Genomic DNA, 25214 nt, shown 5'->3' with positions numbered 1-25214 from the left:
AACGGGCGTTTTTCGGTAATTCATTCGTCGGATGGCGCCCTCTCGCCTTCCTGCAAGCGTTGCATCACGTAGGCCAACGCTTTGGCCAGGTGCTTTTGGACGCAGCTGTCAGAGATGTCCAGGTGCCGGGCGACCTGGGCGTGGGTCATGCCTTCGATACGGTTGAGGCGGAAAATCTGCTGGGTGCGCTCCGGCAACTCCGCCAGTGCCTGCTTCAATGCCTGTCGCTGTTGCTGCGCCATTGCCTGAACCTCCAACCCAGCCACGTCATCTTCAATCTCGGCCAGCGCCTCATGGGGCACGGAGTCAGTCTTGCGCCGCGCTTCCTGGCGAATATGGTCGATCAGCAGATTGCTTGCCGTTCGATAGAGATAGCCCTGGGAGTTGTCGATGCGCTCGCCCGCCGGCTTTTCCGCCAGGCGCAGGAAGCTCTCCTGCACCAGGTCTGCGGCCAACTGCGGGTCCCGTACCTTGCGCGCCAGATACCCGCGCAAGGCATCGGCATGCTTGAGAAACAGGCCTTTGAGATCCACGTCCGACAAACCGACTCCCTGGAATGTTAAGGAAACAGGCGGGCATCTTAAGCGTTGTCGAGAATGATTTTCAATTGATATCTAATCTGATCCGCCTTTATGAACGGTCTGATTAACGGTTCGATAATCGAACACATACGGCGCCATCAATTGACCAAATTAACCATTCAGTACATTTTATCTGCACAACTAACAAGAATTGTGGAGAACACCCCATGCCGCCTATCGTGCTGGTGCTCAACGGTCCCAATCTCAACCTGCTCGGCACCCGCGAGCCCGCTACCTACGGCCATGAAACCCTGGCCGATGTGGCGGCCTTGTGCGGCCGCAGCGCTGAACAGCTGGGCCTGAAAATCGAATTCCGCCAGACCAATCATGAAGGCGAACTGCTCGACTGGATCCACGGCGCCCGCGCCCGCTGCGCCGGGATCGTGATCAATCCGGCGGCCTGGACCCACACCTCGGTGGCGATCCGTGATGCGCTGGTGGCCAGTGAAGTGCCGGTGATCGAAGTGCATCTCTCCAACGTGCATGCCCGCGAAGCGTTCCGTCATCACTCCTTTGTGTCACCCATCGCCAAGGCCGTGCTCGCAGGGTTCGGCAGCCACGGCTACCACTTGGCGCTGGAACACTTCAGCCAGTTGCTCAAAGGATCGGCCCGATGAAAACACGCATCCTCGCCGGCCTGATCGGCGCTGGCATCCAGGCTTCCCGCACGCCCGCGCTGCATGAACAGGAAGGCGATGCCCAAGGTTTGCGCTACTTGTACCGCCTGATCGACCTTGAGCCCCGGCAGTTGGGCATCGACGCCTTGCCCGATCTGCTGCGCGCCGCCGAGCTCATGGGCTTTACCGGGCTGAACATTACCTATCCGTGCAAGCAGGCTATCCTACCGCTGCTCGATGAACTCTCCGACGAGGCCCATGGCATTGGCGCGGTCAACACGGTGGTGTTCAAGGACGGCAAGCGCATCGGCCACAACACCGATTGCCTTGGATTTGCCGAAGGGTTCCGGCGCAACTTGAGTGATGTCGCCCGCCAACGCGTGGTGCAGATGGGCGCCGGCGGTGCAGGTGCCGCAGTGGCCCATGCGCTGCTGGCCGAGGGAGTGCAACAGTTGAGTATTTTCGATGTGGACCCCGCCCGTGCCCGCGACCTGGTGGAGAACCTCACGCTCCGTTTCGGCCCAGGGCGCGCCCAAGTGGGCAACCACGTAGAAAACGCCGTGGCCGAGGCCGATGGGCTGGTGAACACCACGCCGATGGGCATGGCCAAGCTGCCCGGCACACCGGTGCCCGCCGCTTTGCTAAGGGCAGACCTGTGGGTGGCGGAAATCGTGTATTTCCCGCTGGAAACCGAACTGCTGCGCGATGCCCGCGCATTGGGCTGTCGCACCCTGGATGGCGGCAACATGGCGGTGTTTCAGGCGGTGAAGGCGTTTGAGCTGTTCTGTGGGGAAGTGCCGGATGCGCAGCGCATGCTGGCGCACTTCAAGAGCATGAATACCTGACTGAGTTGGAATAAAAATCCAAATGTGGGAGGGGGCTTGCCCCCGATAGCGGTGGATCAGCCAGCTTATCTGTAGCTGACCCACTGTCATCGGGGGCAAGCCCCCTCCCACATTTTGAATGCATTCCAACCTGAGACTTCAGGCCTGGAGGTAACGCATCACCGAATCACAAATCATGTCCCGATGCCGCTGTTTAACCGCCTCATCCGACAGGTCGATCTGAAAAATCTCACTGAAGGTATGGCGGTTGGACACCCGGTAAAAGCTGAACGAGTTGATCAGCAGGTGCACGTCCAACGGTTCCAGCCCTTCCCGGAACAAGCCCAGCTCGGCGCCACGGCGCAAGGTCTCCCCCAACCCTTCAAGGATCTTGCTGTTCATCGCCTTGATGGTGTCTGTGCGCTTCACGTACTCGGCATTGTGGATATTTTCGATGCTGACAATGCGCACAAAATCCACATTCTGGTCATGGTGATCAAAGGTGAACTCCACCAGCCGCCGGATCGCTTCACGCGGCTCCAGGGCCGTGAGGTTCATGCGGGTCTCGGTGTTGCGGATGTCGCCGTAGAGTTTCTCCAGCACCTCGACGTACAACTGCTCCTTGCTGCCGAAGTAGTAATAGATCATGCGCTTGGAGGTGTGGATACGCTCGGCGATCGCGTCCACGCGAGCGCCGGAAAGGCCCTGCTGAACAAACTCGACGATGGCTTCCTGGAGTATGTTTTCGCGGGTCTTTTCCGGATTGTTCTTACGACTCTTGCGAGGTGCCTCGGTGGTCATGGTGCGCTCACGGCCAGTGTTATGCAGGCCGTGATTATGGGCCGCGACGCTCCCCGAAAGAAAGCACCGCAACCGTCGTTATAAACGTGCCTGGCGCACCGCACCGCTGCGCGATTTGGCCATGGCGGCCAGGCGCACCGCCACGTTGGCCGCACCGTAGCCGGCATAACCGTTCTTGCGCTGGATGATCTCGAAGAAAAACCGCCCTTCGAAGGGTTCGGTGTAGACGTGAAACAACTCGCCGCCCTGGGTATCGCGGTCGTACAGCACGTTGTAGTACGCCAGCTCACTGAGGAACTCATCGTCGAAATCGAAACGCGCCGCCAGGTCGTCGTAGTAGTTGAGCGGGATATCCAGCAGCGGCACACCGGCCTCCTTGGCGCGGCGCACTTCGGCAAAGATATCCGCGCAGTCGAAGGCGATATGGTGCACACCCGAGCCGCGATAGCTCGACAGCGCGTGGGAAATCGCCGTGTTGCGGTTCTCGGAGATGTTCAGCGGCAGACGGATCGAGCTGCAACGGCTGCGCAGCGCGCGGCTTTTCACCAGGCCGTAAGGGTCGGGCAGTACCACTTCGTCATCGGCTTCGAAATCCAGCAGGCTCTTGTAGAACAGCACCCAGCTGTCGAGGCTGTCGGCTGGCAGGGCCATGGCCATATGGTCGATACGCAGCAAGCCGCCGCTGGATGACACGCCGGGCTGCAGGTTGAAGTCGGTGTCGTACAGCCCGCCTTCACTCTCATCCACCAGGTAAATCAGGCTGCCATCCGGCGCACGTACCGCCGCCAGCTCCAGCTCATTCGGCCCGACCAGGCCGCGATACGGCTGGCCTTTGTACGCCACCGCCCGCTCCAGGGCCTTGGCGCTGTCCTTGACCCGAATCGCGGTGGCACACAGCGACGGCCCGTGGGCCTCGAAAAAGTTGTGGGCAAACGAATAGGGTTCGCAGTTGAGGATCAGGTTGATATCGCCCTGGCGCAACAGGCTCACGCTCTTGGAGCGATGCTGCCCGGCCTTGACGAACCCCAGGCGTTCCAGCCAGTGGGTGAGCTTGGCGCCAAGGCTCTCGTCCACGGCAAATTCAAGGAACTCGATGCCGTCGTATTCGCTGGCAGGCGGGGTATCAAACAGAATCTCGACCGGTTGCGTCGGCGCTTCCTGCTTCAGGCGTTCGCGGGTTTTCTCTTCGAGGTACAGCAGGGAGCGCAGGCCATCCGCCGCATTCGCACGGGTGGGCGCGGCGCGGAAGCCGTCGTTGAAAATTTCCAGGGACAGCGGCCCGGTGTAGCCGCTCTTGATGATCGGCGCGAGGAACCCAGCCAAGTCGAATTCGCCTTGGCCGGGGAAGCAACGGAAGTGCCGACTCCACTCCAGCACGTCCATGGCCAGGATCGGCGCGTCGGCCATTTGTACGAAGAAGATCTTGTCGCCGGGGATCTCGGCGATGGCGCTCGGGTCGCCCTTGAGGGACAGGGTATGAAAGCTGTCGAGCAATACACCAAGGCTCGGGTGATCGACCTGACGCACCAGGTTCCACACCTGTTGCCAGGTATTTACATGCTTGCCCCAGGCCAGCGCTTCATAGCCAATGCGCAAGCCACGGCGGCCGGCGTGTTCGGCGAGCAGGCCGAGGTCATCGAGCAGAATGCGCTCGTCGCCCACGCAATCGGCGGAGGCATTGCTGCACACCAGCACCAGGTCGGTGCCCAGTTCCTGCATCAAGTCGAATTTGCGCTCGGCGCGCTCCAGGTTGCGTGCAAGGCGGTCTCGACGGCAGCCTTCAAAATCGCGAAACGGCTGGAACAAGGTGATGGCAATGCCCAGGTCGGCACACATTTGCCTCACTTCACGGGGGCTGCCATCGTAATACAACAGATCGTTTTCGAAGATTTCTACGCCGTCGAACCCGGCGGCCGCGATGGCTTCGAGTTTCTCCGGCAGGGTTCCGCTCAAGGAAACGGTGGCAATAGAGCGTTGCATGGGCGACTCCCGGCATTTAAGGCGCGTCTTATTTACGGCAAATTATTGGCCGCTAAACTGTTCACAGCAATTAAAATGTACGAACCGGTTAGTTTTTGGTGCGATTATCGAACACAAAGCCGTTTTGGCGAATTGACGATTTTTTAGCCGCTGCGCACCATCGATTCAGTAACAAGACCCAGAACACACCATAAAAATTTCAAAAAACGGGTACGACCTCATGCCTCTGCAAAACTCCGTCCTGGCCGACCGCCCGGGCACACCGCACGCCGGCATCGGCGACAAGATCCGCGGCGCCCTGGCCGTGGGCAAAACGCGCTGGGGCATGTTGGCCCTGGTGTTCTTCGCCACCACCCTCAACTACATCGACCGCGCCGCATTGGGCGTGATGCAGCCTATCCTCGCCAAGGAGATGAGCTGGACGGCGATGGACTACGCCAACATCAACTTCTGGTTCCAGGTCGGCTATGCCATCGGCTTTGTGCTGCAGGGCCGCTTGATCGACCGGGTCGGTGTGAAACGCGTGTTCTTCTGCGCGGTCCTGTTGTGGAGCCTGGCCACCGGCGCCCACGGCCTGGCCACCTCGGCGGTGGGCTTCATGGTCTGTCGTTTCATTCTCGGGCTGACCGAAGCCGCCAACTACCCGGCCTGCGTCAAGACCACGCGCCTGTGGTTCCCGGCCGGTGAACGGGCAGTGGCCACCGGTATCTTCAACGCCGGCACCAACGTGGGTGCGATGATGACGCCGATGCTGCTGCCGTTGATCCTGCACGTGTGGGGCTGGCAGGCGGCGTTCCTGTGCATGTCGGCGCTCGGCGGGATCTGGCTGCTGTTCTGGGGCTTGAAGTACTTCAACCCGGAAGACCACCCCACCGTCAAACAATCCGAACTGGACTACGTGCAACAGGAAGTCGAACCGGAACAACCCCGCGTGCCCTTCAGCCGCATCCTGCGCATGCGTGGCACCTGGGCCTTCGCCCTCGCCTACTCGATGACCGCGCCGGTGTTCTGGTTCTACCTGTACTGGCTGCCGCCGTTCCTGAACCAGCAATACAACCTGGGCATCAACGTGACCCAGATGGGTATCCCGCTGATCATCATCTACCTGACCGCCGACTTCGGCAGCGTGGGGGGTGGGATTCTGTCGTCGTTCCTGATCGGCCGAGGCATGAACTCGATCAAGGCGCGGCTGCTGTCGATGCTGCTGTTTGCCTGCTGCATCGTCGGCGTGATCATGGCCGCCGGTTCCAGCCAGCTGTGGGTCGCGGTGTTTGCCATCTCCCTGGCGATTGGCGCACACCAGGCCTGGACCGCCAACATCTGGAGCCTGGTGATGGACTACACACCCAAGCACATGATGAGCACGGTGTTCGGTTTTGGTGGCATGTGCGCGGCCATCGGCGGCATGTTCATGACCCAGATCGTCGGCCACATCCTGACGGTCACTAACAACAACTACACCGTGTTGTTCACCCTGATCCCGGCGATGTACTTCATTGCGCTGACCTGGATGTACTTCATGGCGCCGCGCAAGATCCCTACCGTGGACGTTTGATCTACCGTCTCAGCTACCGGCGCCGCTGCTGCCAGGCAGCGGCCAGCCCACTCATGCAGATCACCCCGATACCGACCACCGTGGTCAGGTCCGGGGTGTGGTTGAACACCAGCCAGCCCAACAACCCCGCGAACACGATCTGGCAATAGCCAAACGGCGCCAGCAAGGCCGGTGCCGCGAAGCGGAACGCCTGGGTCAGCATCAAATGCGCGGTCATCCCGCAGGTGCCCAGGGCCAGCATCAACACGCCGTGCCACAGCGTCGGCACTTGCCAGAAAAACGGCACCATCGCACTCATCACCAAGGTATTGCACAGGCCGGCGAAGAAGTTGCTGGTGGTGGGCGTGTCGTATTGGCTGAGAATGCGCGTGAGCAGTTGGTAGAAGCAGAAGAACAGCGCCGAACACAGGGGCAACAAGACCGCCGGGGTGAACAGTTCGCCGCCCGGGTGGATGATGACCAGCACCCCGACAAACCCGCAGATCACCGCCAGCCACTGGCCACGCGTCACATGTTCGCCGAGCAGCGGCACCGAGAGCGCCGTTACCAGGATCGGTGCAAGGAAGTTCACCGCCGTGGCTTCCGCCAGAGGGATGAAGTGCAGCGCCGAGGTGAAAAACAGGCTGGTGCCCAACAGGCACAGCGCCCGCACCACCTGCATCCCCGGCCGCTTGCTGCGCAGCACGCGCAAGCCCGATTGCGGCAGGAAGATGCCGGCCATCAAGAGGGTGTGCACCAGGTAACGCGCCCACACCACCATCACGATCGGATAGAACCCGGCCAGGTATTTGGACAAGGCGTCGTGGCTGGAGAACAGGAACGTCGCCAGTACAATCAGCAAAATGCCTTTGAAGGGGTGGTTGACGCCGGAAAGGGGGGTGCTGACAGTCATGGAATTCTCTTGCGTGGCGAGCTGAACGCGTGGCACTCAACCCGGTAATCTAGCAGCCGGGCCTGCGTCTGCCCCTAGAGCATAACCAAACACCGTGCGAACAGCGCACTAAATCACGGGATTCGAGTCCAACGCTGCACGTTGACCGCCGTGTTGCACACTTTTTAATCAAGGCCTTGCTGCTATGAAAAAAATCCTCTTTGTCCTGTCTGCCCTTGCCCTGCTCACCGCGTGCAACCAGCAAGAGCAGCCAGCCCCCAAGCCGGCACCGGCGTCCGTGCAGGCCACCCTGGTGCCGGCAACGCCGCCCACCGACAAATGGCTCGGCAAGTGGATCGGCGTAGAAGGCCTCTACCTCACCATCGCCAAGGACGACAGTATTGGCCGTGGTCACTACATTCTGACCATGAAATATGGCCTTGATGACGACGACTCCGGCACCTTCAAAGGTGAAGCCAACGAAGACGGCATCGCCTTTACCCGCCCGGACGGCCCCCAGCAATTGAGCGCCGGCGACGGCGAAGCCACCGGTTTGAAATGGTTGGCGGATAAAAAGGATTGCCTGATTGTCGATACCGGCGAAGGCTATTGCCGCGATTAACGGCCATACTCTTCCCCAATTAATGTAGGACCGTTCACCAAGAGGATTGCCCCATGCTATGGAAAAAAGGCCGACGCAGCGACAACGTGGTCGACGCCCGCGATGACAGCGGCGGTGGTGGGGGCGGTATGCGCTTTGGGGGCGGCAAGGGCCTGAGCCTCACGGCCATCGTGCTGATTGTCGGCATCGGCTGGTTGACCGGCCAGGACCCGTTGCAGATCCTCGGCCAACTGACCGGCCAGATGGAACAGGCACCCTCGGTGAGTACGCAGACACGTCAGGCGCCGCCGGCCAACGATGAGCAAGCAGACTTTGTCCGCGCCGTGCTGGGCGATACCGAAGACACCTGGGGCCAGGTGTTCCAGGAAAACGGCCTGGCCTACAAGAATCCGAAACTGATTCTGTTCCGTGGCCGGGTCAATTCCGCCTGCGGGGGAGCCACCTCGGCCAGCGGCCCGTTCTATTGCCCGGCTGACCAGCAGGTGTACCTGGACCTGGATTTCTTCCGGGAAATGTCGCAGCGCTTCCAGGCCGCCGGTGATTTCGCCCAGGCCTACGTGATCGCCCACGAAGTCGGGCATCACGTGCAGACCTTGCTGGGCATCTCGTCGAAAATCCAGGCCGCACGCCAGCAGGGTCGGCCGATGCAAGGTGATGGCGGCCTGCTGGTGCGCCAGGAACTGCAGGCCGACTGCTTCGCCGGGGTCTGGGCCAACCGTGCGCAAAAGCGCCTCAACTGGCTGGAACCCGGCGATATCGAAGAAGCACTGAACGCGGCCAACGCCATTGGCGATGACCGCTTGCAGCAACAGGGTCAGGGGCGTGTTGTGCCGGACTCGTTTACCCACGGCACCTCGGCACAGCGGGTTCGCTGGTTCAAGACCGGCTTCGCCCAGGGCCAGATCACTCAATGCGACACGTTTACCGCCAAGAGTCTTTAAATGAATAAACGATTGGGATGGCTGCTGGGCTTGTTAGTCACGTGTTCAACCTGGGCCGCCGAACACGGCGTCAAGGACGTCAGCCCCCATCGTTTCCACCTGGAGGCCGGCGATCTCAGCTTCGGTTTGAGCCAGGATTGGCGCCAGCCACTGCCCCAGGTCACCCGCGCATTGATCATCGTGCACGGCCGCCTGCGCAATGCGCAAACCTACCTGCAAAGCGCCGAAGACGCCGCCGAGCACGCAGGCCAGAGCGCCAACACACTGGTGATTGCGCCGCAGTTTCTGAATGCGTCCGACGTCAAGCGCAACCACTTGGACAATCAGGTACTGCGCTGGAACGGCAATGACTGGATGGCCGGCGAACCCTCCACCGGTCCGGGACACATCAGTTCCTACGGCGTCCTCGACCAGATCATCAAGCACCTGGGCAACCGCACGCTGTTCCCGGCGCTGAAGGAAATCGTCGTGGCCGGCCACTCCGGTGGCGGCCAGGTGGTGCAGCGCTTCGCCCTCACCGGGCACGACCATCCGCTGCTGCAAACCGAAGGCATCAGCCTGCGTTACGTGGTGGCCAACCCTTCGTCCTACGCCTACTTCACCCCACAACGCCCAGTGAAGTTCGACACGGCGAGTTGCCCAGGCTTCAACGACTGGAAGTACGGCCTGCACAACCTGCCCGACTACGCCAAGGGCCATAGCGCCCAACAGCTGGAGCAGGCTTACGTGTCACGCAATATCACCTACCTGCTGGGCCAACAGGACACCGACCCGAACCACCCGGCGCTGGACAAAAGCTGCGCCGCCGAAACCCAGGGCGCGTATCGCCTGATTCGTGGGCACAACTATTTTGACTACCTCAAGCAGCGGCACCCGCAGTTGAGTCACACGCTGGTGGAAGTGCCGGGAGTGGGGCATAACGGGGATGGGATGTTTACGTCGCCCGAGGGCCAGAAAGTACTGTTCACGCCATAACCTGTGGGAGGGGGCTTGCCCCCGATTGCGGTCTGCCAACTACACATGTGCTGATTTATACACCGCTATCGGGGGCAAGCCCCCTCCCACAGTTGATCTCTATTGTCTGGGCTGGATCATCTGGTGCAGCACCGCGCAGTCCGATGCATGCCAATCCGCCAACTCCGGCCACGGGTTCTCCGGCAGATTCACCAACACCGTTCGCGTCCCCGCCGCCCGGCCGCAGTCCAGGTCAAAGCGGTAATCACCGACCATCACCATCTCGCTTGGCGCCACATCCCACGCCGCCGCGAGTTTCAGCAGGCCGTCCGGATCCGGCTTCGGTTGCGCATCGTCACGCCCCAGTACGTCCTCCATGGCAAAACAGTCCGCCAGGCCAATCGCGTCCAGGGTGATATGCGCCAGCTCCCGAGCATTGCGCGTCAGGATACCCAGGCGATAGCCACGCCCGGCCAGTTCGCGCACCAGTTCTACCGCGCCTTCGGCGGCCACCGACTCCAACGCCAGCTCACGCTCGTGCTCCAGCAACCAGGCATGCTTGGCCGCCGCAACCTCCTTCGGCAACGCCGCCAGGTGCGTGAGGATGTCGTCTTCAGGTGGAATCTCCAGGGCCACGCGAATGGCCGCGAAATCATGCACGGCCACCGTCAGGGTGCCGTCCATGTCGAACACCCAATGTTTAACCTCTGTCAGGCTCATGCCCAATCCTTGCGATGGCGAATCAGGCCTTCCTGGGTGACCGAGGCCACCAGTTGCCCGGCGCGGTTGTACACGCTGCCTCGGGAGAACCCCCTGGAATTGCCGGCCCACGGGCTGTCCATGGCGTAGAGCAACCAGTCATCGGCACGCAGGTCGGCGTGGAACCACAGCGCGTGATCGAGGCTGGCGACCTGCATGTCTTTCTGCCACACGGTTTTGCCGTGGGGCAGCAGCGAAGTGGTCAGCAGGCCGAAGTCCGAGGCGTAGGCCAGCAGGTATTTGTGCAGCGCCGGTGCATCGGCCAGGGCGCCGTCGGCGCGGAACCACACGTACTTGACCGGGTCGGACGGTTGCGGGTTGAACGGGTCTTTCTCGGTGACCGGGCGCACTTCGATCGGCTTGGGGCACAGCAGCTTGTCGCGCATGTGCTCGGGGATCAGGTGCGCGCGTTGCTGGGTCAGTTCCAGCTCTGACGGCAGGTTTTCCGGGCCGACTACCACCGGCATGGTGCTCTGATGCGCAAAACCTTCTTCGTCATATTGGAAGGATGCACTGCAGGTGAAGATCGGGTGGCCCTTCTGGATCGCGGTCACGCGACGCGTGCTGAAACTGCCGCCATCCCGCACGCGGTCCACCGAGTACACCACCGGTAATTTCGCGTCGCCGGGGCGCAGGAAGTAACCGTGCAGCGAATGCACATGCCGCGCTTCTTCTACGGTCTGGCTGGCCGCCGACAGCGACTGGCCGAGCACCTGGCCGCCGAACAGTTGGCGAAAACCCAGGTCCTGGCTGCGGCCACGAAAGAGGTTTTCCTCGATCGGCTCCAGGGTCAGCAGGTCCACCAGATCTTCCAATACTTGGCTCATAGAGCAACTCCTAAAATCTATCGGGCATTCCGGGCTGCCTATCCGTGCAGCGTGTCCAACCATTGGGCGCGGGTGATGCGGTACAAAACATGATGGCGCAGCGGGTCATCGGCTGCGACCTTGGGGTGTTCAAAATCTGCCTGGGGATCGTAATGCATACCGATGGCCTGCATGACTTTTTGTGATGGCAGATTGGATTCGGTGGTGAAGGCGACAATCTCGTCCAGGTTCAGACGATCAAAACCACAGCGCAATGCGGTCCACGCGGCCTCGCTGGCATAGCCCAGGCCCCAGTGTTCGCGAGCCAGGCGCCAGCCGATTTCCACCGCCGGGGTAAAGTCGGCATCGAAGCTGACATTCAGCAACCCGGTGAGACCGATGAATTCCCCCGTGTCCTTGCGTTGCAACGCCCACAGGCCAAAGCCGTATTCGGCGAAGTGGCCACGAATCCGCCCGATCAACGCGGCGCTTTCCAGGTGGCTCAGTGTGGCCGGGAAATAACGCATCACCTGCGGGTCGGCGCACATGCGCGCAAAGTCCGGCAGGTCGCTGTCGCGCCATTGGCGCAACAAAAGGCGTGCGCTTTCCAATTCGAGTATCGGCTCCATGGGTCCCCTCCCTTGCCATGTGCGTGAGTGTACAACGCGGGTAAGATGCGTCGCAGGTTCCCGTCAGAAAATCCCATGCCTCTGCCATTGATCTACCACGATGACTACAGCCCCGAGTTCCCGGCGGACCACCGGTTCCCCATGGACAAGTTCCGCCTGCTGCGCGACCACCTGGTGTCCACCGGACTGACCGAGGACAGCCAACTGCTGCGCCCGCAGCTGTGCCCGCCAGAGATTCTGGCCCTGGCCCATGACGCTGGGTATATCGAACGCTACATGGGCGGCGAGTTGTCCCGCGAGGACCAACGTCGCCTCGGCCTGCCCTGGAACGAAGCCCTGGCCCGGCGCACCGTGCGCGCGGTCGGTGGCTCCATCCTGGCAGCGGAGCAAGCACTGGAACACGGCCTGGCCTGCCACCTTGCAGGCGGCACCCACCACGCTCACTACGATTACCCGGCGGGCTTCTGCATCTTCAATGACCTGGCGGTGATCAGCCATTACCTGCTTGCCAGTGGCCGGGTCAACCGCGTGCTGATCTTCGATTGCGACGTGCACCAGGGCGATGGCACGGCACGCATCCTCCACGACACGCCGGACGCCATCACCGTATCGCTGCACTGCGAAAAGAACTTCCCCGCGCGCAAGGCCCAGAGTGACTGGGACATCCCTCTGCCGATGGGCATGGGCGACGCCGATTACCTCAAGGTGGTGGACGACGCGCTCAACTACCTGCTGCCGCTCTACCAGCCGGACCTGGTGCTGTACGACGCCGGCGTCGATGTGCACAAGGACGACGCCCTCGGTTACCTCAAGCTGACAGACCAAGGCGTCGCCGCCCGCGACGAAAGCGTGATGCGCCATTGCCTGGGCCGCGACATCCCGGTGATGGGCGTGATCGGCGGCGGCTACAGCAAGGACCGCCCGGCCCTGGCCCGCCGCCACGGTATTCTGCACCACAGTGCGCAACGGGTATGGACGTCATCAGGTTGTCACTGAACTGTGGGCGTTACCCACAATGCCTGTGGAACCACCTGTGGATAACTTGAGTGTAAGCGTGTGAGAGCTACTAACCATAAGGCCTGTAGGAAGCTGTACGTTTTTTGATCAGGCGTTTTCACTCTCGTCGGGTAGAATGCTCGGCTAATTTATGCGAGCGCAGCCCATGCCCGATACCCCTCCCCCACACGTCATCATCATTGGCGGCGGCCCTGCCGGATTGATGGCCGCCGAAGTCCTGAGCCAGGCGGGCGTACGGGTGGACCTGTACGACGGCATGCCGTCCGTGGGGCGCAAGTTCCTGCTGGCCGGTGTGGGCGGCATGAACATCACCCACTCCGAGGCGTACCCGGCGTTTCTGTCGCGCTATGCCGAACGTGCGCCGCACATGGCGCCACTGCTGCGTAGTTTTGGGGCCGAGGCGTTGTGCGAGTGGATTCATGGCTTGGGGATCGAGACCTTTGTCGGCAGCTCGGGCCGAGTGTTTCCTACAGATATGAAAGCCGCCCCGCTGCTGCGCGCCTGGCTCAAGCGTCTGCGCGACCAGGGCGTGGTTATCCACACCCGGCATCGTTGGGTAGGCTGGAATGCCGAGGGCGACTTACTTATCCACAGCCCCGAAGGCGAAAAAACGGTCCGCAGCGATGCCGTGCTGCTGGCGCTGGGCGGCGGCAGCTGGTCGCGCCTGGGCTCGGACGGTGCGTGGCTCCCGTTGCTGGCGGATCGCGGCGTGCCCTGCGCCCCGCTGCAACCGAGCAACTGCGGTTTCGAGGTGTCGGCCTGGAGCGAATTGATGGTCAGCAAATTCGCTGGCGCGCCGTTGAAAAACGTCGCCATCGGGCTGGGGGACGACAAGCCTCGGCTGGGCGAATGCGTGATCACCGCTACCGGCATCGAAGGCAGCTTGATCTACGCGCTGGCCGCGCCGATTCGCGAAGCGATCAACAGGGACGGCTCGGCCACCGTGCATATCGACCTGTTGCCGAGCAAGCCGCTGGACAAGGTCCTGGCTGCCCTGGCCAAGCCGCGTGGTTCGCGCTCGATGAGCAAACACCTGCACAGTCAGTTGGGGTTGGAGGGGGTCAAAGCGGCACTGCTGCGTGAGTTGGCGCCGGCTGAGCACTTCAACGATCCGGCGAAGTTGGCGGTGGCGATCAAGGCGCTGCCATTGACGCTGGTGAAGACACGGCCGATGGATGAGGCCATCAGCACCGCAGGCGGCGTGCCGTTTGAGGCGCTGGATGAGCGCTTGATGCTCAAGCAGTTGCCGGGAGTGTTTTGTGCGGGGGAGATGCTGGATTGGGAAGCGCCGACCGGGGGGTATTTGCTGACGGGGTGTTTTGCCAGCGGCCGGGCGGCTGGGCGGGGGATGTTGGAGTGGCTCAATCGCTGAGATTGCGGTGAATTCAAAGCCGCCATCGGGGGCAAGCCCCCTCCCACATTTGACTGTATTCACAAATCAAAGTGTGGGAGGGGGCTTGCCCCCGATGAGGCCATCAGCCGCGCTGAAGAACTTACTTCTTCTTGCGCGGCCCGGTATTAAAAACGGGCACCTTGCGCACCGGCTTGATCGAAGGCTCCGCCGGCGTCACTTCACCGCTGTCCACCCACTTGCCCAGGTTGCGCTTACCGCCACCACCGGACGTTTTAGGCTTCTTCGGTTTCTTCGGCTTCTTTACCACCTGCCCGCTGGCGTCGGTGTCCGGCACGCGGTGCTCCGGTTCGAAGTCCGGCTCCATCTTGCGGGTCAGGGTCTGACGCGTGAGCATCTCGATGGCCGACAGCATGTTCACTTCATCGGCACACACCAGGGAAATCGCCTCACCGGTATTGCCCGCACGCCCGGTACGGCCGATTCGGTGGATGTAGTCTTCAGCCACGATCGGCAAGTCAAAGTTGACCACCAGCGGCAAATCTTCGATGTCCAGGCCACGGGCTGCCACATCAGTGGCTACCAGGATCTGCACTTCACTGGATTTGAAACGGTCCAGCGCACGTTGGCGGGTCGCTTGAGGCTTGTCGCCATGGATGCCGTCGGCATTGATGCCCAGGCCCTGCAACTTATCCACCAGCGCATCCACGCCGTTACGGGTCTTGGCGAACACCAGCACCTGCTTCCAGCGGCCTTTGCGCATCAGGTGCACAAACAGCTCCGGCTTGCGCTTCTTGTCCACCGGCACGATCCATTGCTTCACGGTGTTGGCAGCAACGTTGCGCGGGCTGACTTCGATGCTCAGCGGGTCGTTGAGCATCTGCCCGGCCAGCAGGCGGATGTCATCGGAGAAGGTCGCGGAGAACAGCAGGGTCTGGCGCTTTTTCGGCAGCATGCGGTAGATGTTCGCCAGCTCTTCCGAGAAGCCCAGGTCGAGCATGCGGTCGGCTTCGTCGAGCACCAGGGTTTGCAGTTGGTTGAGCTTCAGCGCGTTCTGGCGGAACAGGTCGATCAGGCGACCGGGCGTGGCGACCAGAATGTCGACGCCCTTGCGCAGCTTCATCATCTGCGGGTTGATGCTCACGCCGCCGTACACCGCGTAGGTGGTGAGTGGCAGGTGTTGGGCGTACTCGGCGACGCTGGCGTGCACCTGCTCGGCCAGCTCGCGGGTCGGGCACAGGATCAGCGCACGCGCCGAGTTGGCGGCGACTTTCGGCCCTTCCATCGTCAGCAGTTGCAGGAGCGGCAGGGCGAAACCGGCGGTCTTGCCGGTGCCGGTCTGGGCCGCGGCCATCAGGTCGCGACCGGCCAGCACTGCCGGAATGGCTTGCGCCTGCACCGGCGTCGGGGTCTGGTAGCCAAGCGTCTCAAGGGCGCGCAGCAAAGGTTCGATCAGGCCAAGGGTGGCGAAAGTCATGTGTTTACCGTAGGAAAAATTCAGCGCAAGGTCGCAATGCGCCGCAGTTTACCTTATTTCCGGCTTGGGCTTGCGCCACTGGGGCAGGCTGATCAGCAGGACGGCGCTAATGATCACCAGCATCGCCAGGGCTTCTTCCAGCCCGATGGTCTCGCCCACGAATACAATCCCCAGCAATACCGCCACCGCCGGGTTGACGTAGGCATAGCTGGTCGCCGCCGCCGGGCGTACGTGCTTGAGCAGGTACATGTAGGCATTGAAGGCGATGATCGAGCCGAATACCGTCAGATAGGCCAGGGCCAGCCAGCCTTCCAGCGGCGGCGCGGCCTGCAGGCGTTCACCGGATAGCGCGCTGACGAACAACAGCGCCACACCGGCGACCAGCATCTCCGCAGCACTGGCCATCGCGCCCTGGGGCAACGGCAATTGCCGGCTCCACACCGAACCAAACGCCCAGGAAGCCGCCGCCACCAACAGCAACACAGCACCCATCGGGCTCGACTGCAACGTGCTGCCCATATTGAGCATGGCGATGCCGATGATCCCCAGAATCACCCCCGCCCACTCCAAGCGAGTGTTGCGCGCGCCCCAGAAATACCCACACAGCAAGGTGAACAACGGCACCGTCGCCACGGCCAGCGCCGCCACGCCGGAAGACACCCCCATGTGTTCCGCCACGCTGACACCGCCGTTGCCCACGGTGAGCAGCAAAAGACCAATCATCCCGGCTGCTTTCCACTGCGGCCACGTCGGCGCCGGCACCCCACGCCAGCGCAGGAAGCCATACATCAACGCCCCCGCCGTGCAAAACCGAATCCCCGCCAGCAACAACGGCGGCCAGTACTCAACGCCGATGCGAATCACCAGATAGGTGGACCCCCAGATCACATACAGCGCAAAAAAAGCGGCGATCAACGGTAAGGGAAAGCGACGTGGGCCAGGCATTGGGCAGCTCTATGGCAGGAGATGGGAGGCTTATTCTAAAAAGACAGGTCGTTAAACATAAGTTACAAAACCTGTTTAAAACGCCGTTACACTTTTCAAAGCATGGTTGTGAAGGCTATAAACCGTGCTTTCGAAAGTCACGCGTAACCGGAGCCTTATCATGGACAAATACGACCGCATGCTCCTCAGCGCCCTGCTCGAAGACGGCCGCGCGTCCTACGCGCAACTGGCCCGCACGGTAAACCTCTCCGCCCCTGCCGTGGCCGAACGCGTGGCCAAATTGGAGGCCAGCGGGGTGATCACCGGGTATCAGGCCAAGGTGGATTTATCCAAGGTGGGGTTGCCGATCCAGTGCGTGATTGAACTGCGGTTGACCAATCATGGCAGTCAGAAGGTGTACGACGCGCTGGCGGAAATTCCCGAGCTGACAGAATGCCATCGGGTGACCGGCGACCCGTGCGTGATCATGCAGGCGGCGGTGGGGTCGATGCCGGAGTTGGAGAATTTGATCAACCGGATCGCGAAGTTCGGGTTCAGCAAGACCTCGATTATTTTGTCGAGTGCGATAGAGAGGCGGGTGCCGTTGGCTCAACTGGAGGTGAAAAATGGTGGGTAAGGTCGTCAGCCTCAGCCATCCAATCAGCCCGCGTATTCCGTTGTGGCCAGGGGATCCGCCGGTGGTGTTCGAAGACATAGCGTCGTTGAGCAAAGACGGCTACTTCCTGCGCCGTTTCAGCATGGGCGAACACAGCGCCACCCACATGAACGCGCCGAACAGCTTTTATGCTGATGGCATAGGCATCGACGGCTATCAACCCCACGACCTGGTGCGGCATGCGGTGGTCATCGACGTACGGGCCCGATGCACGCCAGACTACGAAATCAGCGTGCAGGACATTCAAGACTGGGAATACCAGCACGGGCTTATCGAGCCGGGCTGCGTGGTGCTGATGTACACCGGCTGGCAGCACCTTTGGAATGATCCGGCGGCGTTCTTCCGCCAGGACGCCCAAGGCTCGCATTTCCCAGGGATCGGCGAGGCGGCAATTCAATTTCTGCTGTCGCAGCGCCAAGTAGCCGGTGTAGGCATTGATACCCACGGGATTGATTCGGGGCAGAGCACTGCATTTGCGACGAATCGTGCGGTGCTGGCCGGGGACGGGATTGTGTTGGAGTGCCTGACCAACCTCGACCAACTGCCGGTCAAAGGAGCCACATTAGTGATCGGCGTCCTGGCACTGGAAGGCGGTTCGGGCTCACCCGCATCGGTGATAGCGTTTATCCCCTGACGACGACATCGCGGGCAAGCCCGGCTCCCACATGTTGAGTTTCACATTCAGAGCCCAGTGTTCTGGAGCGTGTGGCGAGGTCAGAACCCGCGATGCTTCTTCAAGTGCTCATTGATCTTCGCCGCCGGCACTTTCTGCAAGGTGCACAGCAGGTCGTGGGACAGTTCGCGCAAGCCGTGGGTACGGCGCAGCTCCTGGGCCAGGTGCGCCGTGAGGTTGGCCGCCATCTCCGCATCCGCCAGCGCCCGGTGAGCCTGGCCGGTGTGGGGCAGTTGAGCGAAGGCGTTCAACGTGCCGAGCTTATGGTTTGGCGCCGACGGCATCAGGCGTCGCGCCAATAACAGAGAACACGCAAACTTCTGCAAACGCGTGCGGCGGATCAAGCCCAATTCGTAATCCCAGAACTTCTGGTCGAACGCAGCGTTGTGCGCCATCAGCGGCGTAGTCCCGACGAACTCATTGACCTCGTTCATCACCCGCTCCGCCGGCGGCGCGCTGCGCAGCATGGCGTTGCTGATGCCGGTGAGTTGTTCGATGAACGCGGGCACGTGCACGCCGGTTTTCATCAGGCTCTGGTAGCGGTCCACGATCTGGCCACGCTCAAGGATGACCACCGCGATTTCCGTGGCCCGGCAACGGCTGCTCGGGGTGATGCCGGTGGTTTCAAAGTCGATGACCGCTATACGTTCCAAACCTGTTCCAACTCCATCTGAAGATCTATTTAAGCAACAAAGCGCCTTCGATCGGCACGTAGCGGCTGGCGGCGCGTATCAATGAATTGGCCGTCAGCCCCGGTACGCCATAGGCCACAGCCTCGACGCCATGCTTGTGGATAACCCGGTCGAGCAGCATGTCGAAATCACCGTCGCCGGAGGCCAGCACAATTTCATCGACGTGGTCGGCGGCGTCCATGATGTCGAGGGTGATGCCCACGTCCCAGTCGCCCTTGGCCGAGCCGTCGCTGCGCTGGATGTAGGGCTTGAGTTTTACCGTGAAGCCCAGGTTGCGCAGGATCTGCTGGAATTGCTGCTGCTTGCTGTCGCCACGGTCGATGGCATAGGCGTACGCCTCGACGATCTGCCCGCGCGCGCTGATGTCAGCCCACAGCGCGGCGTAGTTGAAGTGGCAACCATAGGCCTGGCGGACGGTGTAGTAGAGGTTTTGCACATCGGCGAACACTGCAATTTTCTTCACCGCACTTCCTCATGACAGCCAGGCGCCAGGGCCCGGAAAGGGTGCAAGTATGCCAGCCGCGAGAGGGTTGCCGGGAAAAATCAGACCGGGGCGACGCAGCGCCCCGGGCCAAGGTAGGTCAGACGAAGGAATCGTCGTCGCCGAAGGAGGAAGAATCGTCAGAATAATCGCTGTCGGCAAAGCTGTCCGAATTGTTGCTGCCCCAGCTGTCGTTGCCGGCGTACTTCTGGTCATCATTGCCCCAGTTGCCGTTGTCACTGGCAGGCGCTGGCTCCTCACGAATGATTTCTTCCACGACTTGCGGCTGTTGCGAATTGTGGTTGAACAGGCTGCTGATGCCTTCGGCCAGCAATACACCACCGGCCACGCCGGCTGCGGTTTTCATCGCGCCGCCGAGGAAACCGCTGCCCACCGGAGCGGCTGGAGCAGGCTGTTGATAATTCTGCTGCGGGGCAGGTTGGCTGAACCCAGGCCGCGCCGGTTCGCGCCAGCCGCCACCAGAAGAAGGGGGTGCACTTTGAGCCGGCTGCTGATCACGGGAACCCCCGCCGCCAAAGATGCTCGACAGGAAACCGCCGCTGCTCGCCGGAGCAGGCTGCGCGGATTTGGCCCTCTGCAGTTCATCCTGCAATTGCTGGATGTGCTGCGCCTGCTGCTTGTTCTGCGCGTCGAGGCTCTTGAGCGCATGTTCCTGCACCAGGATCGACTGGGTCATGTAGTACCCGGCCGCCGGTTGGCGCGTCATGTGCTCCTTGATCCGCGCTTCGGCCTGGGCGTCGCGGGGGGCTGAGTCCGTTTCGGCTTGTTGCAACCGTGAAAACAGTCCATCGATCAGGGTTTGCTCTTCGCTGTTCATGGCGACCTCGTTAGATTGCCGGTAGAAATCGTGGTGTGCCTGTCATCAGGCGCCGCTCTAGTTATGGGGGTGTTACGAGTTGTTTCAATGGTCTTTACTCAAGGTTTACGTTTGCTCACCGCCGGTGATGATCGGTTAAAGTGTTGCCCTTGCTTTCAGGCCTGCGATGAACTTGATGAATCCGTTAGACGTGCTGCGCGACTCCTTCCGTTTCACCCAACGCAACCTGGGCGCCATCGTCCAGTTGTGCTTGCCGTTGGTGATTTTCGAAGCCCTGCTGCAACAGGTGCTGAATCACGTGGTGGGCGAGGATGCATTCCCCGGCTACAGCGTGGTGGTGGGGTTGCTGGTGTACCCGCTGTACACCGGGGCCTTGATACTTTTTCTGGATGCCCGCACCCGTGGCGAGTCGCCGCGCACCAAGGATGTCTGGGCCATGGCCCTGACCCTGTGGCCGCGCTTTGCCCTGCTGACGGCCATGAGCACACTGCTGATCCTGCTGGGGCTGTCGCTGTATTTCCTGCCGGGCCTGTGGCTGATGGTGGTGCTGGCGTTTGCCGAGTACCTGCTGGTGCTGCGCGGCATGCCAGCGCTGGAGGCGATGAAGGAAAGTTTCCGCCTGAGCCGTGGGCATTTCTGGCGGATCCTGGTGTGCCTGCTGTGTGTGATGACGCCGTTGTGGCTGCTCAAGGGCGCCAGCGTAGCGGCCTACCCCGAGCCCGCGCCGCTGCTGGGCCTGTTACTGGACAGCGCCCACAGCTTCCTGCAGCTGTTTACCAGCGTGGTACTGTTCCGTTTATTCATGCTGATCGGTGGCGATGCCGACGCGCGGTGATATGCTCCGTGCCACTTCTGAAACGCTATAAGCCGAGCCGATGACCCGTTTATTGCGCATCACCTTGCTGAGCCTGCTGATCATCGCGGGGCTGTTTGCAGCCATGGTCTACAGCCTGACCTGGCGTCCCGAGCCCAAGGAAACCCTGCCGGTGAGTTGCGTTGCGCCGCGTGCGCCCACGCTGCTGCCGGGGCAGGCGCTCAAGGTCATGACCTGGAACGTGCAATACCTGGCCGGCAAGAACTACGTGTTCTGGTACGACACGGCCGATGGCAGCGGCCCGGATGATCGGCCTACCGTGGAAGACATGGCCGCCAGCCTTGACGAAGTGGCGCGGGTGATCCGCGACGAACAACCCGACATCCTGCTCTTGCAGGAGCTCGACGAAAACGCCAAGCCTTCCCACTATCAGGACCAACTGGCCCTGCTGCAGGAACGCCTGGTCGACCTGTACCCATGCAGCGCCCAGGCCTTCGACTGGAAAGCCGACTTCGTGCCCGATTGGCATATCTTCGGCAGCGTCGGCCGCAAGCTCGCGACACTCAGCCGCTATCAGATCGAACACGCCGAACGCCTGCAATTGCCGGCGTCCGATGCCAACATCCTCAGCCGCCAGTTCCAGCCCAAGCCGGCCTTGCTGCTGACTTACCTGCCCCTGAGCGACGGCGGCCAACTGGCGGTGCTCAACACGCGCCTGGACGGTGACGCCCCAGGGCGCAGCGCGGTATTGGAACAAGTACAGACCACGGTCAAGCTGCTGGATAAATTCGAAGGGCGCGGCACGCCCTGGCTGATCGGCGGGGATTTCAACCTGCTGCCCCTGGGCCAATTCCTGCGCCTGGACGCCGGCAAGCGCGGGCAGTATTCGCCGGACAGCGAGCTGCATCTGCTGTGGGACAAATACCCGATGGTCCCGAGCAACAGCCAATCCAGCGGCATCGACCGTGAGAAGTGGCTGACGCACTTCCCTAACGACCCAAGCGTGGACGGGCCGGACCGCACGCTGGATTACCTGTTCTACAGCCCACGGATCAAGCGGGTCGAGGCGAAAGTGCGGCAGGAAGACACCTTGCGGATATCCAACCACCTGCCGGTGATCGCCCGGTTCCTGCTACCGGCCGCGCCATAACCAACACCACAAACCCATGTGGGAGGGGGCTTGCCCCCGATTACAGTGTGCCAGCCAATACCTCTCTAGCTGACAGACCGCTATCGGGGGCAAGCCCCCTCCCACATTTGGACCCTGTGGTGTTACGACTTGCGTGGCTTGATCCGCGCCGTTGCCTCGGCCACCAACGGATCATCCGGCCAGTAATGCTTGGGATAGCGCCCCTTCAGATCCTTCTTCACCTCGGCGTAGGTGCTGCGCCAGAAGTTCGCCAGATCCTGGGTGACCTGCACCGGCCGTCGCGCCGGGGACAGCAGGTGCAGCTTCACCACCTGGCGCCCACCGGCAATGCGCGGGGTGTCGGCCAGCCCGAACAACTCCTGCAAGCGCACCGCGAGGATCGGTGGCTGTTCGCTGTAGTCCAGCCGCACCGACGAGCCCGACGGCACTTTCACATGCTGCGGCGCCAGTTCATCGAGACGCTGGGGCAGCGGCCACGGCAGCAGGTTGTGCAGGAAACTGGAGATATCCAGGTTGGCGAAATGGCTCAGGCGCGACACTTTGCCCAGGTAGGGCATCAGCCAGTGTTCGAGGCTGGCGAGCAAGGCACTGTCGCTGATATCCGGCCATTCACTGGTTTTGCCGGCGTCAAGGTGACGCAGCAGCATGACGCGGGCCTGCCATTGGCGCAGTTCCGGCGTCCACGGCAGCAGTTCCAGGCCTTTGCGACGCACCAGGTTGACCAGTGCCTGACTGCGCGCGGACTCATCGAGGCCGGTGAGGGGTTCGCGGCTGAGCACTAACTCACCAACTTTGCGTTGGCGCTCGGCGCGCAGCACGCCTTCACGCTCGTCCCAGTCGAGTTGATCGACGTTGCGCACTTGTTCGGCAAGCACCGTGTCGAACAGCGCCGGGTCAAAATCCGCCGCCAGGTAGATGCGCTCTTCACGCTGGCCCTGGCGGCTGCCCAGGTCGGCGATGACCAGCCAGGGTTGTTTCATCAGGCTATCGGCCTCGGCGAACAGCGCCGCGCGGCCGTTGGCCAGGCGGTACTCGGCACCGCCTGGGCGACGTTGCTGGGCAACGCGGTCCGGGTAGGCCAGTGCCAGCAAGGCGCCGAGCCAGCGCGGATGATCGGGGTCGGCCACTGCTTGAGTCGCCTGCCCTCTTAAATAGCCGCGGTATTGCCGGGCCAACTGCCTGGCCCGTTGCACGCCGCCTTGCGTACCGCGCGAGCGCTCTTCACCGGACAGCAGCGCCAGGCGACTGTGCAAGTCCGCACCGCCGCCGCGCAAGATATCGCGCTCGCCCAACAGCGCGGCGACATCGCACGCGGTGCTTGCCAGCCCCAGGTCCTGCCCGCGCAACAGCAGATGGGCGATACGCGGGTGGGCCGGCAGTTCGGCCATTTTCTGGCCGTGGGCGGTGAGTGTGTCGTCATTCAACGCACCGAGGCGCACCAGCAAATCCTGGGCCTGGGTATACGCGGCGGTCGGCGGCACATCCAGCCACACCAATTGATTGGGTGTAACGCCCCAGCGCGCCAGCTGCAGGGCCAGGCCGGCGAGGTCGGCGGCGAGGATTTCCGCACTGCCGTAAGCGGCCAGGCCTTCATGCTGGTCTTCGGACCACAGGCGATAACACACGCCCGGCTCAAGGCGCCCTGCCCGACCGGCGCGCTGGGTGGCGCTGGCGCGGGAGATGCGCTGGGTGTCGAGGCGAGTCATGCCGCTGCCCGGGTCGAAACGCGGTACGCGTGCCAGCCCGGCATCGATCACCACGCGCACGCCGTTGATGGTGAGGCTGGTCTCGGCAATGTTGGTCGCCAGCACGACTTTGCGTTTACCGGCGGGCGCCGGGTCGATGGCGGCGCGTTGAGCGTTGAGGTCCAACTCGCCATGCAGCGGACACAACAGCACATCGGGGCGCTCGCCGAGGACGTCGGCCAGTTGCTGGTGGACCCGACGAATTTCTGCCTGCCCTGGCAGGAAGACCAGCACGCTGCCGGTTTCGTCGTGCAGGGCTTCGAGGATGGTTTGCACCGCCCGCGGTTCGATGAATTCACCGGGCTGATAAGGGCGGCCCCAGCGCATCTGCACCGGGAACATGCGGCCTTCACTGCGCAGGATCGGCGCGTCATCCAGCAGGCTGGCCAGACGCTCGCCTTCCAGAGTGGCGGACATCAGCAGGATCTTCAGCGGTTGCTCATCGCGAAACAGTTCGCGGCCGTTGAGGCTCAGGGCCAGCGCCAGGTCGGCGTCGAGGCTGCGCTCGTGGAACTCGTCGAAGATCAACAGGCCCACACCGTCCAGCGCCGGGTCGTCCTGCAGACGGCGGGTGAGGATGCCTTCGGTGACCACTTCGATGCGGGTGTCAGGGCCGACTTTGCTGTCCAGGCGGATGCGATAGCCGACCGTTTCGCCGACCTTTTCACCCAGCTCGCTGGCCAGGCGTTCGGCCGCGGCACGGGCGGCCAGGCGGCGGGGTTCGAGCATGAGGATGGTCTGTCCGGCCAGCCAGGGCTCGTTCAACAACGCCAAAGGCACACGGGTGGTTTTACCGGCGCCGGGCGGTGCTTCCAGCACGGCTTCATGGCGATTCGCCAAGGCGTCACGCAGCGCGGGTAAAACTTCATCGATCGGCAACGAATTCATACTGGCTCCAAAGCAGAGCGGCGAGTATAACGGCGAACTGCCGAATGCCGACGATGGTCTCAAGGCCATTGCTGTAAGGCCGTTGCTATATAGTCGCGTATCCACCGTGTTCAGGAGAGTCCCCATGCGTATCGCTTCCCGTGTCATCGGCGGTGTCCTCGCCGTCACCCTGCTGAGCCAACTCACCGCCTGCGGGTCGATTTTCTACCCCGACCGCCGTGGCCAGATCGACGGCAAGATCGACCCGACCATCGCCGTGCTCGACGCCGTGGGCCTGCTGTTCTATGTGATCCCCGGCCTGATCGCGTTCGGCGTGGACTTCGCCACCGGCGCCATCTATTTCGAACCGGGCAAGACTGCCCAGGTCGACCCGGCCAAACTCCACGACGCCATTGGCGCCGACGGCAAGGTCGACAATGCCAAGCTGCAAAGCATCATCCAGAAGGAAACCGGCCGCAGCCTGCCGCTGGACGACCCGCGCATGATCCAGTTCAAGGGCAGTGTGCAGCAACTCGCGTCCCTGGGCCTGCAACCCGCCGCATAAGGAC

26 protein-coding genes are annotated in these 25214 nt (G+C 62.1%); 13 read left to right on the top strand and 13 right to left on the bottom strand.

Going from position 1 to position 25214, the window contains the following annotated elements:
- Positions 1 to 20: 20 nt before the first annotated feature.
- Positions 21 to 542 (bottom strand): RNA polymerase sigma factor, encoded by a 522-nt coding sequence (locus BM017_RS21735; RefSeq protein WP_092248238.1) that lies wholly within the window; start codon positions 540 to 542, stop codon positions 21 to 23.
- A gap of 206 nt (positions 543 to 748) precedes the next feature.
- On the opposite strand from BM017_RS21735, the gene aroQ reads away from it, so the two are divergent.
- Positions 749 to 1198 carry a type II 3-dehydroquinate dehydratase gene (gene aroQ, locus BM017_RS21730; protein ID WP_010206717.1) on the top strand — a complete coding sequence of 150 codons (450 nt, stop codon included), beginning with the start codon at positions 749 to 751 and terminating at the stop codon, positions 1196 to 1198.
- A complete protein-coding gene (locus BM017_RS21725) occupies positions 1195 to 2043 on the top strand; it encodes a shikimate dehydrogenase (RefSeq protein ID WP_092248235.1) in 849 nt (282 codons plus the stop codon). Before aroQ ends, BM017_RS21725 begins: the two co-directional genes overlap by 4 nt.
- A 138-nt stretch (positions 2044 to 2181) precedes the next feature.
- On the opposite strand, the gene BM017_RS21720 is transcribed toward BM017_RS21725, so the two are convergent.
- A complete protein-coding gene (locus tag BM017_RS21720) occupies positions 2182 to 2823 on the bottom strand; it encodes a TetR/AcrR family transcriptional regulator (protein WP_033897904.1) in 642 nt (213 codons plus the stop codon).
- Between the two features lie 78 nt (positions 2824 to 2901).
- Positions 2902 to 4803 (bottom strand): 3-dehydroshikimate dehydratase QuiC, encoded by a 1902-nt coding sequence (gene quiC, locus BM017_RS21715; RefSeq protein WP_092248233.1) that lies wholly within the window; start codon positions 4801 to 4803, stop codon positions 2902 to 2904.
- A gap of 220 nt (positions 4804 to 5023) precedes the next feature.
- Between quiC and BM017_RS21710 the strand changes: the two genes are divergently transcribed.
- Complete coding sequence (locus BM017_RS21710; RefSeq protein WP_092248230.1) at positions 5024 to 6358, top strand: MFS transporter; 1335 nt, start codon at positions 5024 to 5026, stop codon at positions 6356 to 6358.
- Between the two features lie 13 nt (positions 6359 to 6371).
- On the opposite strand, the gene BM017_RS21705 is transcribed toward BM017_RS21710, so the two are convergent.
- Positions 6372 to 7250 (bottom strand): DMT family transporter, encoded by an 879-nt coding sequence (locus BM017_RS21705; RefSeq protein ID WP_071489933.1) that lies wholly within the window; start codon positions 7248 to 7250, stop codon positions 6372 to 6374.
- A 184-nt stretch (positions 7251 to 7434) separates the two neighbouring features.
- Between BM017_RS21705 and BM017_RS21700 the strand changes: the two genes are divergently transcribed.
- Genes BM017_RS21700 through BM017_RS21690 form a run of 3 tightly spaced genes read left to right on the top strand, consistent with a single transcriptional unit; the run spans position 7435 to position 9767 of the window.
- Positions 7435 to 7851, top strand: coding sequence for a membrane lipoprotein lipid attachment site-containing protein (locus BM017_RS21700; protein ID WP_071489932.1), 417 nt, complete (start codon positions 7435 to 7437; stop codon positions 7849 to 7851).
- A gap of 53 nt (positions 7852 to 7904) precedes the next feature.
- Positions 7905 to 8792, top strand: a complete 888-nt coding sequence (locus BM017_RS21695) for a KPN_02809 family neutral zinc metallopeptidase (RefSeq protein ID WP_092248227.1) — start codon at positions 7905 to 7907, stop codon at positions 8790 to 8792.
- A complete protein-coding gene (locus BM017_RS21690) occupies positions 8793 to 9767 on the top strand; it encodes a hypothetical protein (protein WP_092248224.1) in 975 nt (324 codons plus the stop codon).
- A 99-nt stretch (positions 9768 to 9866) separates the two neighbouring features.
- On the opposite strand, the gene BM017_RS21685 is transcribed toward BM017_RS21690, so the two are convergent.
- Genes BM017_RS21685 through BM017_RS21675 form a run of 3 tightly spaced genes read right to left on the bottom strand, consistent with a single transcriptional unit; the run spans position 9867 to position 11940 of the window.
- Positions 9867 to 10466, bottom strand: a complete 600-nt coding sequence (locus BM017_RS21685) for an HAD family hydrolase (RefSeq protein WP_092248221.1) — start codon at positions 10464 to 10466, stop codon at positions 9867 to 9869.
- Positions 10463 to 11332, bottom strand: coding sequence for an acyl-CoA thioesterase II (gene tesB, locus BM017_RS21680; protein ID WP_092248219.1), 870 nt, complete (start codon positions 11330 to 11332; stop codon positions 10463 to 10465). The genes BM017_RS21685 and tesB overlap by 4 nt, the downstream gene beginning before the upstream one ends.
- Positions 11333 to 11370: 38 nt before the next feature.
- Positions 11371 to 11940, bottom strand: coding sequence for a GNAT family N-acetyltransferase (locus BM017_RS21675; protein WP_071489928.1), 570 nt, complete (start codon positions 11938 to 11940; stop codon positions 11371 to 11373).
- Between the two features lie 75 nt (positions 11941 to 12015).
- On the opposite strand from BM017_RS21675, the gene BM017_RS21670 reads away from it, so the two are divergent.
- Both BM017_RS21670 and BM017_RS21665 read left to right on the top strand, forming a co-directional pair.
- Positions 12016 to 12936: a histone deacetylase family protein gene (locus BM017_RS21670; protein ID WP_071489927.1), complete on the top strand. Its 921-nt coding sequence runs from the start codon at positions 12016 to 12018 to the stop codon at positions 12934 to 12936.
- A gap of 166 nt (positions 12937 to 13102) precedes the next feature.
- Complete coding sequence (locus BM017_RS21665) at positions 13103 to 14329, top strand: TIGR03862 family flavoprotein (RefSeq protein WP_092248216.1); 1227 nt, start codon at positions 13103 to 13105, stop codon at positions 14327 to 14329.
- 121 nt (positions 14330 to 14450) lie between these two features.
- On the opposite strand, the gene BM017_RS21660 is transcribed toward BM017_RS21665, so the two are convergent.
- Entirely contained in the window at positions 14451 to 15785 is a 1335-nt protein-coding gene (locus BM017_RS21660; RefSeq protein ID WP_071489925.1) for an RNA helicase RhlE1, read from the bottom strand.
- A 48-nt stretch (positions 15786 to 15833) separates the two neighbouring features.
- On the bottom strand, positions 15834 to 16730 hold the full coding sequence (yedA, locus tag BM017_RS21655; RefSeq protein ID WP_092248213.1) for a drug/metabolite exporter YedA: 897 nt from the start codon (positions 16728 to 16730) through the stop codon (positions 15834 to 15836).
- 160 nt (positions 16731 to 16890) lie between these two features.
- On the opposite strand from yedA, the gene BM017_RS21650 reads away from it, so the two are divergent.
- Both BM017_RS21650 and BM017_RS21645 read left to right on the top strand, forming a co-directional pair.
- Positions 16891 to 17346 carry an Lrp/AsnC family transcriptional regulator gene (locus BM017_RS21650; RefSeq protein WP_092248210.1) on the top strand — a complete coding sequence of 152 codons (456 nt, stop codon included), beginning with the start codon at positions 16891 to 16893 and terminating at the stop codon, positions 17344 to 17346.
- Positions 17336 to 18019, top strand: coding sequence for a cyclase family protein (locus tag BM017_RS21645; protein WP_092248207.1), 684 nt, complete (start codon positions 17336 to 17338; stop codon positions 18017 to 18019). The genes BM017_RS21650 and BM017_RS21645 overlap by 11 nt, the downstream gene beginning before the upstream one ends.
- Positions 18020 to 18099: 80 nt before the next feature.
- Here BM017_RS21645 and BM017_RS21640 read toward each other — a convergent pair whose 3' ends face one another.
- From BM017_RS21640 to BM017_RS21630, 3 genes are all read right to left on the bottom strand, one after another.
- Positions 18100 to 18711 carry a 3'-5' exonuclease gene (locus BM017_RS21640; protein WP_092248204.1) on the bottom strand — a complete coding sequence of 204 codons (612 nt, stop codon included), beginning with the start codon at positions 18709 to 18711 and terminating at the stop codon, positions 18100 to 18102.
- A gap of 25 nt (positions 18712 to 18736) precedes the next feature.
- The gene (locus BM017_RS21635) at positions 18737 to 19213 is read right to left on the bottom strand and encodes a LabA-like NYN domain-containing protein (RefSeq protein WP_025858209.1); all 477 of its coding nucleotides are present in this window, start codon (positions 19211 to 19213) and stop codon (positions 18737 to 18739) included.
- A 118-nt stretch (positions 19214 to 19331) separates the two neighbouring features.
- A complete protein-coding gene (locus BM017_RS21630) occupies positions 19332 to 20069 on the bottom strand; it encodes a DUF2076 domain-containing protein (protein ID WP_092248201.1) in 738 nt (245 codons plus the stop codon).
- Between the two features lie 175 nt (positions 20070 to 20244).
- Between BM017_RS21630 and BM017_RS21625 the strand changes: the two genes are divergently transcribed.
- Together BM017_RS21625 and BM017_RS21620 are read left to right on the top strand one after the other, a co-directional pair.
- Positions 20245 to 20904, top strand: coding sequence for a YciC family protein (locus tag BM017_RS21625; protein ID WP_071490028.1), 660 nt, complete (start codon positions 20245 to 20247; stop codon positions 20902 to 20904).
- A 40-nt stretch (positions 20905 to 20944) separates the two neighbouring features.
- On the top strand, positions 20945 to 22033 hold the full coding sequence (locus BM017_RS21620) for an endonuclease/exonuclease/phosphatase family protein (RefSeq protein ID WP_092248198.1): 1089 nt from the start codon (positions 20945 to 20947) through the stop codon (positions 22031 to 22033).
- A gap of 122 nt (positions 22034 to 22155) precedes the next feature.
- Here the strand turns inward: BM017_RS21620 and hrpB are convergent, their stop codons facing one another.
- Complete coding sequence (gene hrpB / locus BM017_RS21615; protein ID WP_092248195.1) at positions 22156 to 24666, bottom strand: ATP-dependent helicase HrpB; 2511 nt, start codon at positions 24664 to 24666, stop codon at positions 22156 to 22158.
- Between the two features lie 124 nt (positions 24667 to 24790).
- On the opposite strand from hrpB, the gene BM017_RS21610 reads away from it, so the two are divergent.
- Positions 24791 to 25210, top strand: a complete 420-nt coding sequence (locus BM017_RS21610; RefSeq protein ID WP_071489917.1) for a polyribonucleotide nucleotidyltransferase — start codon at positions 24791 to 24793, stop codon at positions 25208 to 25210.
- Positions 25211 to 25214: the final 4 nt, after the last annotated feature.

Origin of the sequence: Pseudomonas sp. NFPP04 (genome assembly GCF_900113815.1) — a bacterium.
Classification (GTDB): Bacteria; Pseudomonadota; Gammaproteobacteria; order Pseudomonadales; family Pseudomonadaceae; genus Aquipseudomonas; species Aquipseudomonas extremorientalis.
Note: the sequence above shows the minus strand (reverse complement) of the source record. Positions and strands in the feature narration are given on the sequence as shown.

Excerpts from the sequence above, each read along its gene's own strand:
- aroQ (WP_010206717.1), top strand. The coding sequence starts at position 749 with ATGCCGCCTATCGTGCTGGTGCTCAACGGTCCCAATCTCAACCTGCTC.
- BM017_RS21725 (WP_092248235.1), top strand. The coding sequence starts at position 1,195 with ATGAAAACACGCATCCTCGCCGGCCTGATCGGCGCTGGCATCCAGGCT.
- BM017_RS21720 (WP_033897904.1), bottom strand. The coding sequence starts at position 2,823 with ATGACCACCGAGGCACCTCGCAAGAGTCGTAAGAACAATCCGGAAAAG.
- quiC (WP_092248233.1), bottom strand. The coding sequence starts at position 4,803 with ATGCAACGCTCTATTGCCACCGTTTCCTTGAGCGGAACCCTGCCGGAG.
- BM017_RS21710 (WP_092248230.1), top strand. The coding sequence starts at position 5,024 with ATGCCTCTGCAAAACTCCGTCCTGGCCGACCGCCCGGGCACACCGCAC.
- BM017_RS21705 (WP_071489933.1), bottom strand. The coding sequence starts at position 7,250 with ATGACTGTCAGCACCCCCCTTTCCGGCGTCAACCACCCCTTCAAAGGC.
- BM017_RS21700 (WP_071489932.1), top strand. The coding sequence starts at position 7,435 with ATGAAAAAAATCCTCTTTGTCCTGTCTGCCCTTGCCCTGCTCACCGCG.
- BM017_RS21695 (WP_092248227.1), top strand. The coding sequence starts at position 7,905 with ATGCTATGGAAAAAAGGCCGACGCAGCGACAACGTGGTCGACGCCCGC.
- BM017_RS21690 (WP_092248224.1), top strand. The coding sequence starts at position 8,793 with ATGAATAAACGATTGGGATGGCTGCTGGGCTTGTTAGTCACGTGTTCA.
- BM017_RS21685 (WP_092248221.1), bottom strand. The coding sequence starts at position 10,466 with ATGAGCCTGACAGAGGTTAAACATTGGGTGTTCGACATGGACGGCACC.
- tesB (WP_092248219.1), bottom strand. The coding sequence starts at position 11,332 with ATGAGCCAAGTATTGGAAGATCTGGTGGACCTGCTGACCCTGGAGCCG.
- BM017_RS21675 (WP_071489928.1), bottom strand. The coding sequence starts at position 11,940 with ATGGAGCCGATACTCGAATTGGAAAGCGCACGCCTTTTGTTGCGCCAA.
- BM017_RS21670 (WP_071489927.1), top strand. The coding sequence starts at position 12,016 with ATGCCTCTGCCATTGATCTACCACGATGACTACAGCCCCGAGTTCCCG.
- BM017_RS21665 (WP_092248216.1), top strand. The coding sequence starts at position 13,103 with ATGCCCGATACCCCTCCCCCACACGTCATCATCATTGGCGGCGGCCCT.
- BM017_RS21660 (WP_071489925.1), bottom strand. The coding sequence starts at position 15,785 with ATGACTTTCGCCACCCTTGGCCTGATCGAACCTTTGCTGCGCGCCCTT.
- yedA (WP_092248213.1), bottom strand. The coding sequence starts at position 16,730 with ATGCCTGGCCCACGTCGCTTTCCCTTACCGTTGATCGCCGCTTTTTTT.
- BM017_RS21650 (WP_092248210.1), top strand. The coding sequence starts at position 16,891 with ATGGACAAATACGACCGCATGCTCCTCAGCGCCCTGCTCGAAGACGGC.
- BM017_RS21645 (WP_092248207.1), top strand. The coding sequence starts at position 17,336 with ATGGTGGGTAAGGTCGTCAGCCTCAGCCATCCAATCAGCCCGCGTATT.
- BM017_RS21630 (WP_092248201.1), bottom strand. The coding sequence starts at position 20,069 with ATGAACAGCGAAGAGCAAACCCTGATCGATGGACTGTTTTCACGGTTG.
- BM017_RS21625 (WP_071490028.1), top strand. The coding sequence starts at position 20,245 with ATGAATCCGTTAGACGTGCTGCGCGACTCCTTCCGTTTCACCCAACGC.
- BM017_RS21620 (WP_092248198.1), top strand. The coding sequence starts at position 20,945 with ATGACCCGTTTATTGCGCATCACCTTGCTGAGCCTGCTGATCATCGCG.
- hrpB (WP_092248195.1), bottom strand. The coding sequence starts at position 24,666 with ATGAATTCGTTGCCGATCGATGAAGTTTTACCCGCGCTGCGTGACGCC.
- BM017_RS21610 (WP_071489917.1), top strand. The coding sequence starts at position 24,791 with ATGCGTATCGCTTCCCGTGTCATCGGCGGTGTCCTCGCCGTCACCCTG.